The sequence below is a fragment of the Acinetobacter sp. WC-141 genome, from assembly GCF_000313935.1.
GTDB lineage: Bacteria > Pseudomonadota > Gammaproteobacteria > Pseudomonadales > Moraxellaceae > Acinetobacter.
The window spans coordinates 1-11,419 of the sequence record NZ_AMSS01000012.1 but is presented as its reverse complement, the minus strand read 5'-3'; the positions used below and the strand labels follow the sequence as shown (position 1 = coordinate 11,419).

The following is an 11,419-nucleotide window of genomic DNA, read 5'->3' as shown; positions in this document are numbered from 1 at the left end:
TTATCTGACGTACAGCGTACATACTCATTTTTATACCCTGAGCTTGTAAGTATTTGGTTAATCGAATATAACCATAGCTCTGCTTTGTCTCCTCATGGGCTATTTTCACCAATATCGTCTGTTGATTTCGTTGAATCGTTCTTTTGCTCACGCCTCTCTTGAGCCAATCATAAAAACATGAAACTGAAACATGAAGTAATCGAGCCATTAAGGTAATTGGAAAAGAATATCTTTTTTGTTTCATATAGGCGTACCTTACTGACTTTCTTTGGCAAAGTACGCTGCTGCCTTTTTTAAAAATTCACGTTCCATTTCAGCTATTTTGAGCTGTTGTTTGAGTTTTTTATTTTCTTCGAGTAGAGCGTTTAGATCAGGTGAATACTGTTTTGTACCTGCTAAAGTTCCAGCCTTTGCTTTGGTATTCCAATTTGAAAGAGTTTGCATTGAAATGCTAAGTTGTCTGGCTGTTTCCGAGACATTGCCTTGATTGGCTTCAATTAATTTGATGGCTTCAGCTTTAAATTCTGTGGTGTAAGTCTTGTGTTTCTTGCTCATGGTAAACTCCTGATGAGTGTGTTTAGTTTACCAAGTTAAAACCTCCTGTTTTTTCAGCACACATCAATGAGCTTAAAAATAAAATATCACTAAAATATTTAAAAACAATGCAATTTATTTAAATTTTAAAAAAATAATAAAATACAAACACTTATGTTATTTAATTGGTAAAATTTAATTATTTAAAAATTACTATTCTTTTATAAAACTTATTAACTATTGAGTAAACCAAATTAATATGACTATATTATTTAATAAAGACAATTAAATAATATATTTTTTAAAATAATTTAATAAAAACTTCTCTTATGAATTAATTTTTTGGAAATATCATCAGACAAATTTTCATATCATTTATTCCTCTAGGTATGCAAAGTACTCCTAAGGACTGACGCTTACTAACATAACTGAACTAAAAAAAGCCCTCTTTAGAAGGCTTATATTTTTAAGTAAAAAAAATAATCTGATTCAGATTCTATCGTTGATTAAATTTGATATTGATCAGCTTTAAGATTTGGTTGATCTACAAGCAATTCGATAAAAGATGGAATTGATGTAGTGTTAAGCAAATACGGATTAAACTCATCGATATGATGATCAAAAAAGAAATCTTTTATTTTCGTATTTATAGGAGCAAATTTCATACTCCAATGTTTGAATAACCGCTTCTCGCATAATTTTGAAAAAATGATTTCACAGTTCTGATGTCTTGAATCTTTTAAAATTGAATTATAAAACAGCGATTCGACTAGTTCTTTCTCACCTTCTAAGTACTGCAAGAAATACCAATTACCATAGTAAAGTACTCCCGTAATATCATTAAAAGAGTTGAATTTGACTGCTTCGGTGAGAATATCAATTAAATCTTGTTTTACTTGACTATGTTCACTATTGGTTTTACTTGCATACATAAAGCCTATTAAACTCATAGCGATAACTCGAAGATAAATTTCAGGTGGGCATTCTGACAGCTACACACCACGCTTACAACCTCACCTATTTAAAACCTTGTATTTCAAGAGTAAAGATTATTATCTTTTTGAAAATGACAAACTTTAACAACCAGAAATCTTTTGTAAATTAATGCCAACCTAACAAAGTAAACAGAAAATATTAATTTAATTAAAATCAAGAATAGTCTTTAATTTGTGGATGTCCGATGGAGAACCATGAAATTATTCTTCAATTTGTTATTTGATAGAATCTCCTTAAAATTTTGAAAAGAGTTGAAAAATAATAAAAAAGATAATTTTAATTATTATTCTTTCCTTAATATCTTATAAATTTACCCATGCAGCACAAACTATTTACACACCTAAAAATGATTTGAATTGGCAAGGTTTTGATTTTCATTACGTAGTCTTTTCAGATGGTGAAAAAGCATCTAGAGAAGTTTTTGACCAAAGAATGAAAAAACAGGTTGATATTTTTAAAGCACGCCATGAATCAAGAATCAAATTTGCAAAGAATTTACAAGATAAACTTCAAGCAGAATGTGATTATCTTGCCGATGCTCAAAAACTTCTGGCAGTGTATATGCAGTACTATCCAAAGCTTTTACAACAGAAAGATGCAAAACCAATTTTCTTTCAATCTCGGGAATATTTAGATCATTTCAAAACCAATAATTCAAAGTGTGAAACTTAAAGATTTTAGAATTCACAAATTATCTTAATTGAATTAATAACCAGTTTATATCGAGATAGAGTTTTTGAAAAATAGCATTTATTTAATCTGGATTATTCAATAGAATGTGTGGGTAACGTCTTGATAAGAAAATAAAATATGATGTGGTTTAAATTTGTATTGTATCCTCTGGGCATGTTTGTACTATGGCAAATCATTTTATCATCGAACAGCTCTCTTTTGAATTTTTAAATGCACCACAAATTCTTGTAGGTATAATAGCGCTGATCATAAATTGTGGTATGCAAATTTTGATTGGGTATAAAATTCCCCAATTAGCACCGAAATATAAATTTGTAGCGAGTGCTACATACATCATCTTTTTCACTTTTTTATTAGCAATTTATTCAACAACTATTTTATTAGAAGGTTTAAAAGTTGCTCCTCAAGTAATTTGGCTAGGTCATTTATTTTTCCATGTAGTTGGAATGGCTCTATATTTTGCGAATAACACAGATGAATTCTGTTGGGAAAATTTACTAAAGTAGTTCAATATCTTGTCTACTCATTGTTTATTCTTGATTAATTAAGTGGATGATCATTCCCTTTTCATAATTTTTTTCAAAAAACATCATATTAGACAAATTTTCGTATAAATTACCCTTCTAGGTGAGCTGAGCAATCTAAAGGAATGAAATGACGCTTAAACAATTAAAAGCTTTTTTAGCTCTTGCGCGTACACTCAACTATGCCAATGCCTCTTTAGAGCTACATTTAAGTCAATCAGCTTTAAGTCTCAGCATCAAAAGCTTAGAAGAAGAGTTAGGCGGTAAATTATTTAACCGTAACACACGTCGCGTTGAGCTTACCCAAGAAGGTAAATCCCTCATTCCCTATGCTAAAAAATTACTCGCCAATTGGGATGAAATGGAAAATGATGTCAAACAACGTTTTAAACTCAACCGTGGAACCTTAAGTATCGCCTCAATGCCCTTTGTGACTCATGCAATTTTGCCCGAAGTAATTCACCAGTTTTTAGAACTTCATCCCAACCTGAACTTTTCAATTCAAGATATTCCAAATGAAACTATTATAGAAAAAGTACAAGATGGTATTTTTGAACTTGGTATCTGCTTCGAACCGGATCTCACCGAAGGTTTAGAATTCAAGCCATTGTTTGAAGAAGATTTCTTGGCTCTATTACCTAAAACTCATCCTCTTGCTCAATCATCTTCTATTACATGGCAAGAGCTTTGTTCAAATCCATTCGTCACATTACAAAAACCTTCAATCGTTCGATATTTAGTTGAGCAAAATTGTTTGCGAAATAATATGACTCTTGATTTGAAAGTTGAATGTCATCAAATTTCATCACTTTCAAGTTTTGTGGCTTATGGAATTGGGGTAAGTGCGATTCCAAGACACTTTGCAAAACATATTGATAAAGAACATAACGTGTTGATTGAATTAAAAGATGAATCTATTCATAAGACCGTAGGAATTGTTTATAAAAAGAACTTTGAAATCTCAAATATTTCTGCTCAATTTATTGAGGCTTTGGTTCAATATAAATTTTAAAAAATTAAAGACTGTATTTTAGGATGAAACAAGCATTCTACTCATGCTAAATTTATTAATTATGATATATTTCAAAATATTATAGATATTTCTTTGAAGTATTTTAGCTTATATATTTCTTATCTTTCGTGATTAATTTGATATCATTCATTGATTATACTCATTAATCCTTTAAAAAAATTAACTTCTATAACATAAATTGAGATGCTAAAACTAAGATTACTAAGGGATATAGGATAACAATAGAATGAATAAAGTTTATGCCAATGCAGAGGCAGCACTAAAAGATGTTATTGCAGATAATCAAACACTTGCCGTAGGCGGTTTTGGTCTATGTGGAATTCCGGAAAAACTGATTGTTGCAGTTAAGCAAAGTGGTGTGACTGGTCTCACTTGTATTTCAAATAACGCAGGTGTAGATGATTTTGGTTTAGGTATTTTGCTTCAAACCAAACAAATCAAAAAAATGATTTCTTCTTATGTTGGAGAAAACAAAGAATTCGAGCGTCAGTATTTAAATGGTGAACTTGAGGTAGAACTTACACCGCAAGGCACTTTAGCTGAAAAGTTACGTGCTGGCGGTGCAGGAATTCCTGCGTTTTATACGCAAACTGGCGTGGGTACACTCATTGCTGAAGGTAAAGAAGAACGTACCTTTAATGGCAAAAACTACATTTTAGAAGAATCTTTAACAGCAGATGTTGCTCTTGTTAAAGCCTATAAGGCAGACAAGGCTGGTAACTTAGTATTCCGCAAAACTGCTCAAAATTTTAATCCTGAATGTGCGATGGCTGGAAAAATTACAATTGCGGAAGTTGAACAGGTCGTTGAAATTGGTGAATTAGATCCGGATGAGATCCATTTAGCGGGTATCTATGTAAATCGCATTGTACTGAATGCATCACCTGAAAAACGTATTGAGCATAAAACTTTAAGCACGGAGGCAGTATAAAATGGCTTGGTCACGCAATGAAATGGCACAACGTGCTGCACAAGAACTTGAAGATGGTTTTTATGTCAATTTAGGTATTGGCTTACCTACTCTAGTTGCTAACTATATTCCTGAAAATATTAATGTTTGGCTTCAATCTGAAAACGGTTTATTAGGTATTGGAGAATTTCCGACTGAAGAAACTGTTGATGCCGATTTAATTAATGCTGGTAAACAAACAGTCACTGCTCGCCCAGGAGCTGCATTCTTCTCAAGCTCTGAATCTTTTGCCATGATCCGTGGTGGCCATGTCAACATCGCAATTTTAGGTGCGATGGAAGTTTCCGAAAATGGTGACTTAGCCAACTGGATGATTCCAGGTAAGAAAGTCAAAGGTATGGGCGGCGCGATGGACTTGGTTGTTGGTGTCCAAAAAGTTGTGGTTCTTATGGAACACTGTGCAAAAGACGGTACACCAAAAATCGTGAAAGACTGTAGTTTACCTTTAACAGGTAAAGGTGTTGTGCACCGCGTAATTACTGACTTAGGTGTAATGGACATTACGCCACAAGGTGTAGAGCTAATTGAACTTGCTAAAGATGTCACTCTTGAGCAAATTCAAGCTGCTACAGGTGTGGAATTTTACAAAACCTTAGTCGCGTAAATTTTAATTTTTAGTTACCCATATAAGACTTAAGCTAGAAAGTGAGCTTGAGTCTTAACCCTTTTAAGCACCGGATGTGCTGTTAATGAATAAGAACGAGAAGGATTTTTCAGCTATGGAAAAACAGCAAGGAATTTTTGAAAGATTTGCTCTTCGGATTAGTGACTGGTCTGAAAAATGGTTTCCAGATTCATATATTTTTGCACTACTCGGCGTCATTATTGTGTCTATTGCCGCTTTGGGTATTGGTGCCCCAATTCACGATGTAGCGACTTCATTCGGTAATGGTTTCTGGAGTCTTATTCCCTTTACCCTGCAAATGACTATGCTGATTATTGTGGGTTATGTCGTTTCTGTATCTAAGCCAATAAAATTCCTGATTCAAAAAATGGCGCGTATTCCAAATTCTGGGCGTGGTGCTATTGTTCTGGTGGCAACTGTCAGCTTATTAATTTCGCTAGTCAATTGGGCAGTAAGCACCATTCTTACCGCACTTTTAGTAATTGCATTAGCGAAACGTAAAGAGCTGAACATGGATTACCGTGCTGCTGCGGCAGCTGCAATTATTGGTATGGGTGCCACTTGGGCACTTGGGATCAGCTCTTCTGCTGCACAGCTTCAAGCAAATAAAAGTAGTTTACCTGAGTCAATTTACAATCTGACTGGCGTTATACCATTTACCGAAACCATTTTTCTTTGGCAATCAATTGCGATGACGATTATTTTGGTCATTGTCTCAATTGCAATCGCGTATTGGTCTGCACCAAAAGGTAATAACGTTAAAACGATTGAAAGTTTTGATGTGCAATTTGAAGAAGAAAAACCACATGAGGAGAAATCTACCCGTCCAGGTGACTGGTTAGAAAACTCACCTATTTTAACAATTATTGTGGTGGCCTTAGGTTTAATCTGGATGTTCTTTGAATTTTCAAAAAGTAATCCAATCATTGCTATTTCAAGTTTAAACACATACAACTTTGTCTTTTTAATGCTTGGTCTGGCATTACACGGAACACCACGAAATTTCTTAAATGCCGTTGCAAAAGCAGTTCCAGCTGTATCGGGAATTTTAATTCAGTTTCCCCTTTACGGAAGCATTGCCTTTATTATGACGCAAGCTTTAAACAGTCAAGATTTATCGCTATCGCATTATGTTGCCGAGTTTTTCGTCTCTATCGCCTCAAAAGAAACCTTTGCGATTGTGATGGGAATTTACTCTGCCATCTTGGGATTCTTTGTACCTTCTGGCGGTGGAAAATGGATTATTGAAGCTCCATATGTCATGCAAGCAGCACATGATTTGAAAGTTCATTTGGGCTGGTCTGTACAAATTTATAATGCAGCCGAAGCTTTACCAAATTTAATCAATCCATTTTTTATGCTACCAATGCTCGGCATTTTAAAATTAAAAGCAAAAGATGTGATTGGTTTTACGGTCACTCAGCTCGTCGTGCACTTTCCCTTAGTTTTATTTTTATTGTGGTTTTTTGGAAGAACACTTAGCTATACCCCACCCACTTTTTAATTTACTGGCGCCTTTAGTTTCGGCTAAAGGCAAATTTAGCAAATACATCAATAAGAGATATTAAGATGAGTTCAATTGTTATAGTGTCAGGTAGCCGTACTGCAATGGGCGGTTTTCAAGGTAGTTTATCCGCATTATCTGCACCAGAACTTGGTGCCGCTGTCATCCGCGAATCGATTCAACGTGCAGGTGTTGCACCTGAACAAGTAGATGAAGTTATTTTTGGTTGTGTGTTGAGTGCAGGTATCGGTCAAGGTCCTGCTCGTCAGGCGATGCGTAAAGCTGGTGTACCTGATCATGTCGGTGCAGTGACTATTAATAAACTGTGTGGCTCTGCCATGAAAGCGGTGTTAATGGCTTCAGACACTTTAAAAGCAGGCAGTGCCAATATTATTGTTGCAGGTGGCATGGAATCTATGACCAATGCGCCTTATATTCTGCCGAAAGCTCGCAGTGGTTACCGTATGGGACACGGTGAAATTAAGGACCATATGTTTTTAGATGGGCTTGAAGATGCAGAAACAGGCCGCTTAATGGGTTCTTTTGCTCAAGACATGGCAAATACCAAAGGTTTTACACGTGAGCAAATGGATAACTTTGCGATTTCTTCATTGAAAAAAGCGCAAACTGCCATTACCGAAGGTTACTTCAAAGAAGAAATTGTTCCTGTTGAAGTAAAAACCCGTAAAGGTGTCGAAGTTATCGATCAAGATGAGCAACCATTAAAAGCTAATCTTGAGAAGATTCCAACATTGCGCCCTGCTTTTAGTAAAGACGGTACAATTACAGCTGCAAACTCAAGTTCAATTTCTGATGGTGCCGCTGCCTTAGTCCTCACTACTGAAGACTATGCTCAAAGCCATGGTCTAAATACTTTAGCAAAAATTGTTGCAACCTCGACTCACTCTCAGCATCCAAGCGAATTTACCATTGCTCCGATTAGTGCGATCCAAAAAGTGCTTGAGCGTGCTGGTTGGTCTGTTGACGAAGTAGATGCTTGGGAAATTAATGAAGCTTTTGCAATGGTAGCCATGGCACCAATTCATGAACTCGGTATTGATGAAGCAAAAGTTAACGTACACGGCGGTGCTTGTGCTTTAGGACACCCAATTGGCGCAACTGGCTCAAGAATTATCCTTTCTCTTATCTATGCTTTAAAACGTCTAGGTAAAAAGAAAGGTGTCGCTGCATTATGTATTGGTGGTGGTGAAGCTACAGCTGTCGCAATTGAAATCTAAAATCAAACTACATAGAAGATGTAAGAATTTTTCTTACATCTTCTTTTTTAGACTTTAAAAAGTTCATAACAGGTTTGGCGGAACCATTTATGACTACTTTTATGATGGCAAGACATATGCCAATGCTGTTTAACATTATAGGTTGGGAAATCTAGAGGTGCTGGTAAAATCTGTAAGTTTTCTCTAACTAACAAGACTTGGCTCAAATAATATGGAACTGTTGCGATCGCATCTGTTTCTTGAACAACTAATCCTACCCCTAGATAGCTTGGTAAGCGAATTAAAATATTCCTATCTAAGCCTTTGTTCTGCAATTCATTTTTAATATGGTAGTGCCCAATACCTGCATCAATATCAATATGATATTCACGCATATAATCTTCTAAAGTGAAATTTTGCGGATTTAAACGAGGATGGCTCTTAGAACTAATCACCACATAATGCTGTTTAAAAAACTTTTGTTGATAAAAGCCTTCTTCTAGTTGAGGTAAAAAGCCAATTGCAAGGTCAATTTCACCATTTGCCATTTGATAACTGGTTTCTGGCGTAATTGGTCGAATGTTTAACCGAATTAAAGGCGCCTTCTCTTTCAAATAGTTGGTTAATTGCGGTAATAAGACCAGATGAGATACATCTGTCATCGCAATCGTAAAAAGTTGGTCCGAGGTAAGCGGGTCAAAGTTCACACTAAAGTTATTAATACTTTCAACTTTATCAATCACCTCACTAATGAGCGGAAAGATTTCTTTAGCCAATTCGGTTGGAATCATCTCATTACCAACACGAATAAAAAGAGGATCATTAAAATGCTGTCGGATTTTGTTCAGTCCATTACTAACACTCGGTTGTGTAAGGCCAATCGCATCAGCAGCCATTGAAACGCTTTTAAACCGATAAATATGATAAAAAATATTTAGTAATCTACTATCTAGATCAAACAAAATTGTCTCCGTCTGGATCAAATAATCCATTCAAAAAGGACTGAAAACAGGTATAGCACAGATAAAAATGCTAAACCTGTTTTTTAAATTATTGATGTATCGTCTAAATTAACAAAGAATCTAGACCATCGGCAATGCTTTATAAAGCCTTTCATCATAAAGACAAAAGCATAGTCTCTTTATTTGGTTACTTTGTATATAAATCTAGTGAATACAGCTCATATCATTATAAATCTTTTAAAATTTAATCATGCTGAATTTGAAAGCCTTTCCAGATTTGCTGGACTGATTTGTTATCACTCAAATTATTTTTAAAAATATAAATATCTTGGGGAAGACAATACTCATTATGATCTAACATGACGAGTTTTCCGGTAGCAAGATCATCCTCTACATTGATTTTTGGAATCCATGCGACCCCTAAACCTTGTAGTACGAGCTCTTTCAAATTGGTTGCATTATCAGTCTCGTATAAAGTTTTATAAATCAATTTACCTTCGATCAGTTGATCTACTAACTTTCGTAAATACGCATGTTTACTATAAGCCAGTAATGAAAAATTACTCTGAATTGTATGCTTAGGTGTGTGGTCTGCTTCAGTAGCTGACACAGGAACAATCTCTGTTTCAGCAATCTTGATGCCACTTAAAATATCATCACCCACACGATTAATATTAGATCGGTCTGCATAACAAATCATAAAGTCACAGGCACCTTCTTTTAAAAGAGATAAACCTTCACCACTATTCGTCGCGACAATTTCGATTTTTAAATCACGCATAAATGTTGGAAATTTTTTTAAAAAAGTCGTTAAAAAACCTGATGCTAATGAATGGACTACACAAAAACGAATCGTAGATTCAGTTTCATTTTTAATATTTTTAATCAGCTTAGCGGTCTCTTCCACCTGCTTCTCAATATTTTTAGACATCACCAGCATAATTCGCCCGATGTCGGTAAATTCAATATTATTTTTATTATTTCTAATAATAACTTCAGCTCCAATCATCTCTTCTATTTGCTGAATTCTACGTGTAAAAGCGGACTGGCTAATAAATCGTTTTTCTGCTGCTTTTGAAATAGAACGCTCTCGCTCTAACGTCAAAAGATCTTCTACCCAACGTACTTCTAAGTTCATTTTATGCATTCCCTTTTTATATTTATGTCCTTAATTTGTCTTGTTGGGAAGCTGACGAAATAGCTGAATAGATGAATGAAAAATATAAAACATGGGATTACCTGCAAAAATGCGATGGAAGAATGGCAAAGCCAAACGATAAAAAGTAAGTATTTAATAATTCTGACATAGAAAAGAGCGTAAGAGAATAAAAGACTTTGATTTAACTCTACAACTCATACAAATATAAAATTTTTATGATAAAAATTATTTTAAATCAATAATTAAATTCGCCATAACCTAAGTAAATGAAGAGTTCAACCTTAATAAGTTATAAGAATAATCCAAGGATTTCTTTATGTTTTAATTTTGATAAAAAAAGTCCGCACCTTGGGGAAGAATACGGACTGTAAAACTAAAATATTACTATCTTGCTCATTTCAGGATTTAAGCTCTCTGACCTAATGTATACATTCAAATCAGAAGATATATTTGCAGTATACTTCAACTAAATAAACCTGACTATTCTACTAAAGTATCTACCCAAAATTTGAATTGAAACAAACTACTAATATTCACCAATGAGGTAATATAGCTTTCTTGAAATTTCAACCATCATATTAGAAGTATATTGTGTAATTTCAAAAACTTGCTTTTTCTGAGGATTAAATACCATATTATCTTTTTCATCGCTAAAAAAGATATAGGTGGTGTATTTATCAATTTGATGGATATGCTCTTTTAAACTTACTTTTTCCCCAGAATTGGGATCATAGGCGATAAACTTCATTCTCATGAATTTTGTCTCTATACATACAGTCTTTTACCTAAAGTTTGATAAAATTTAGATAAAACAATATTTTGATGGATAATATAAAATAGTTAAGCTGAGTAATCCTGACTATTTATAAGATACTGCTACAATACTATTAGCCTTATTTACAGAGGTTTCCGCAGAAGCAATAGACTGCTCTGCTTCTTTAAGCAGACGAGAAGTTTTAGACTCGCTCTTCTCTTCACCATGAAAAAGTACATAGTGATGTGTGCTGAAAAAACAGGAGGTTTTAACTTGGTAAACTAAACACACTCATCAGGAGTTTACCATGAGCAAGAAACACAAGACTTACACCACAGAATTTAAAGCTGAAGCCATCAAATTAATTGAAGCCAATCAAGGCAATGTCTCGGAAACAGCCAGACAACTTAGCATTTCAATGCAAACTCTTTCAAATTGGAATACCAAA

11 protein-coding genes and 3 pseudogenes are annotated in these 11,419 nt (G+C 34.5%); 8 read left to right on the top strand and 6 right to left on the bottom strand.

The window, feature by feature from the left end; translation table 11 throughout:
- Both ACINWC141_RS19215 and ACINWC141_RS01690 read right to left on the bottom strand, forming a co-directional pair.
- Positions 1 to 555, bottom strand: a pseudogene (locus ACINWC141_RS19215) (IS3-like element ISAba22 family transposase); the annotation flags it as partial.
- A 485-nt stretch (positions 556 to 1,040) separates the two neighbouring features.
- Positions 1,041 to 1,484, bottom strand: a complete 444-nt coding sequence (locus ACINWC141_RS01690; RefSeq protein WP_155757873.1) for a BLUF domain-containing protein — start codon at positions 1,482 to 1,484, stop codon at positions 1,041 to 1,043.
- Between the two features lie 478 nt (positions 1,485 to 1,962).
- Between ACINWC141_RS01690 and ACINWC141_RS20435 the strand changes: the two genes are divergently transcribed.
- From ACINWC141_RS20435 to ACINWC141_RS01655, 7 genes and pseudogenes are all read left to right on the top strand, one after another.
- The gene (locus tag ACINWC141_RS20435) at positions 1,963 to 2,202 is read left to right on the top strand and encodes a hypothetical protein (RefSeq protein ID WP_227617329.1); all 240 of its coding nucleotides are present in this window, start codon (positions 1,963 to 1,965) and stop codon (positions 2,200 to 2,202) included.
- Positions 2,203 to 2,340: 138 nt separating this feature from the next.
- Positions 2,341 to 2,729: pseudogene (locus ACINWC141_RS20335) on the top strand (hypothetical protein).
- A 148-nt stretch (positions 2,730 to 2,877) separates the two neighbouring features.
- Positions 2,878 to 3,759 carry a LysR family transcriptional regulator gene (locus ACINWC141_RS01675; RefSeq protein WP_009387241.1) on the top strand — a complete coding sequence of 294 codons (882 nt, stop codon included), beginning with the start codon at positions 2,878 to 2,880 and terminating at the stop codon, positions 3,757 to 3,759.
- 247 nt (positions 3,760 to 4,006) lie between these two features.
- Complete coding sequence (locus tag ACINWC141_RS01670; protein WP_009387224.1) at positions 4,007 to 4,711, top strand: CoA transferase subunit A; 705 nt, start codon at positions 4,007 to 4,009, stop codon at positions 4,709 to 4,711.
- A gap of 1 nt (position 4,712) precedes the next feature.
- A complete protein-coding gene (locus ACINWC141_RS01665; protein WP_009387232.1) occupies positions 4,713 to 5,354 on the top strand; it encodes a 3-oxoacid CoA-transferase subunit B in 642 nt (213 codons plus the stop codon).
- A 115-nt stretch (positions 5,355 to 5,469) separates the two neighbouring features.
- Positions 5,470 to 6,879: a short-chain fatty acid transporter gene (locus ACINWC141_RS01660; protein ID WP_009387240.1), complete on the top strand. Its 1,410-nt coding sequence runs from the start codon at positions 5,470 to 5,472 to the stop codon at positions 6,877 to 6,879.
- 65 nt (positions 6,880 to 6,944) lie between these two features.
- Positions 6,945 to 8,117 (top strand): thiolase family protein, encoded by a 1,173-nt coding sequence (locus ACINWC141_RS01655; protein ID WP_009387237.1) that lies wholly within the window; start codon positions 6,945 to 6,947, stop codon positions 8,115 to 8,117.
- Positions 8,118 to 8,164: 47 nt separating this feature from the next.
- On the opposite strand, the gene ACINWC141_RS01650 is transcribed toward ACINWC141_RS01655, so the two are convergent.
- The 4 genes and pseudogenes from ACINWC141_RS01650 to ACINWC141_RS19205 all read right to left on the bottom strand — a co-directional run.
- Entirely contained in the window at positions 8,165 to 9,058 is an 894-nt protein-coding gene (locus tag ACINWC141_RS01650) for a LysR family transcriptional regulator (RefSeq protein ID WP_034677267.1), read from the bottom strand.
- A 244-nt stretch (positions 9,059 to 9,302) separates the two neighbouring features.
- On the bottom strand, positions 9,303 to 10,196 hold the full coding sequence (locus ACINWC141_RS01645; RefSeq protein WP_009387219.1) for a LysR substrate-binding domain-containing protein: 894 nt from the start codon (positions 10,194 to 10,196) through the stop codon (positions 9,303 to 9,305).
- Between the two features lie 547 nt (positions 10,197 to 10,743).
- Positions 10,744 to 10,965: a hypothetical protein gene (locus tag ACINWC141_RS01640; protein WP_081399980.1), complete on the bottom strand. Its 222-nt coding sequence runs from the start codon at positions 10,963 to 10,965 to the stop codon at positions 10,744 to 10,746.
- A 111-nt stretch (positions 10,966 to 11,076) separates the two neighbouring features.
- Positions 11,077 to 11,214 (bottom strand): annotated as a pseudogene (locus tag ACINWC141_RS19205) (hypothetical protein); the annotation flags it as partial.
- A gap of 64 nt (positions 11,215 to 11,278) precedes the next feature.
- Here ACINWC141_RS19205 and ACINWC141_RS01635 point away from each other — a divergent pair.
- Positions 11,279 to 11,419, top strand: a 141-nt coding sequence (locus ACINWC141_RS01635; RefSeq protein WP_009387239.1) for a transposase, incomplete at its 3' end; no start/stop codon positions are given.